This window comes from Rothia sp. HMSC061C12, assembly GCF_001815755.1.
Taxonomy (GTDB): Bacteria; Actinomycetota; Actinomycetes; order Actinomycetales; family Micrococcaceae; genus Rothia; species Rothia mucilaginosa.
Genome location: NZ_KV821867.1, coordinates 70,120 through 71,869, shown reverse-complemented (window position 1 = coordinate 71,869; position 1,750 = coordinate 70,120). Strand labels below are relative to the sequence as shown.

At 55.4% G+C, this 1,750-nt stretch carries 2 pseudogenes; both read left to right on the top strand.

The features are described 5' to 3' along the window. A pseudogene (locus HMPREF3055_RS09295) lies at positions 1–406 on the top strand (siroheme synthase); the annotation flags it as partial. Between the two features lie 232 nt (positions 407–638). Further along, positions 639–1,750: pseudogene (locus tag HMPREF3055_RS09290) on the top strand (siroheme synthase); the annotation flags it as partial.

Genomic DNA, 1,750 nt, shown 5'->3' with positions numbered 1-1,750 from the left:
TTGGGCTCGTCAGAAGGGTATTACCTTCGGCTGGGCGGACGGCAAATTCCACCCGGAGGCAGCCCTTTCGACACGTTCTGCGGTGGCGTTCCTGTACAGGTACCAGCGGATGGTTGCCCCGGCTCCTGCGCCGGAGTCGAGCAGTGTGCCGTCTTCGTCTGTGCCCAAGAACAGTAGCGTGCCGGGTGATTCTCCCGTCCGGGTTTCGCGTTCGCATTGGTCCGATTATGGGCGTACGGATACTGCGTTCTGGCGGGAGTCGCTGTGGGCTACTCAGCAGTTCATCTGGGGTTATAAGGATTATGATCACCGCTATGCCGAGGGTTTCAGTTCGGATGCTGTTTCTTCTTCGGAGTTCTCGGTCATGCTGTACCGTATGGCGCACGGCGGCAGCCGTCTTAGTTAGTTTCGGTGCGTGAGGGGTCTGGCGGGCTGTATTCTTCGAGTCGTTGTGCCGCAGGCTCAACAGCTGGACCTGTCCCGCCCCTAGCATCCTTTACAGGCACCGGCGAGGGGAATCGGGAGCGTTACCTGATGGGAGTCTTCCCGCGAGTAGCGCCCCGGTTTCCCGACCTTTGATTTGCTCAACCTTTTCGCTCGCTTCACTCACCGTATAGTTTTTTGTAGATGGGATAATGATGTCTTCATTCTTCACACCACGAGGCGCCCGGTGCCGCTCAACTGCGCCGCGCCACCCGGCGAGCGCCCGCGCGCTCAGCCTGTCACTGTTGCTGGGTTTGAGCCCGCTTGCGGGTATTACTCCGGCGGCGCTCGCAACACCGGCCCAGGCGGCATCTGACCGGCCGACTCAGGTTGCCCCCGCTCAGGCAGACCCGGAACAGGCGACCCCCGCCTCTCCCGCTGCAGCTTTGAACCAGCGCCAGACAGAAAACCAGCAGAATCCTGTAGCCCAGGGCGAGCAGACCAGTTCGCTACCGACTTTGCGTGTCACCAGTGGCACGTTAAAAATTGAGACTGGTGGCACGGTGCATGTTGAGGGTACTGGATTCACTCCCGAATTCTTGGCACACCATGAGCTGCGTAGCCTCATTATTGCGCCCAAGGGTTCCTCTACCTATGTCGGTCCTTACCAGGAGCCCACATACCAGGGGCCGCGCTTTGATGTTCCGAGGCTTTCAGCAGACGGAACTTTCAGCGCCGACTTGGAAGTATCCTCCAACGGTATACCTGCAGGCATGGAGTACGAAGTTATCTTGACCTACCGTCCGCTGGATGACGCACACCCCTATCAGTGGAGCACTGAGGACCGTATTCGCACAGCACTCGCCGTGACGAGTAATTTCCCGCAGTCTGCTTTGCCTTCTATTACCTATGATGTGGATTCTATTTCGGAGGAGCAGATTAATTCCGGAAAACCGATTGAAATCAATATGACGGGTTCGGGTTTTGACGGGATGAATAAGCTAAGTTTTACTCTTGTGGAAATCGACCCGAATAATCCTGAAAGTTATCATCGTTATTTAGATTTCGAGGATTTAGTTCCTGCAGATTCTCCGTACTTGAAGCGGGTTTTTCATGGTCTGATTCCTAACGGTCGTTTTCAGCGTAAGATTACGATTCCTGCCGGTTTTTTAAAGCCTGGTAAGGGGTATTATCTGAGCATGGTTGGATCTTATCCCTCTGGGGTTGATTCTTCTCCCTTCGGCATTAACGCTGTAGCGCGCGATTTCCCCTTCATTCCTGTGGGTAAGAACCCCGCGAAAATGCCTTACCAGAGCAATACGTACCG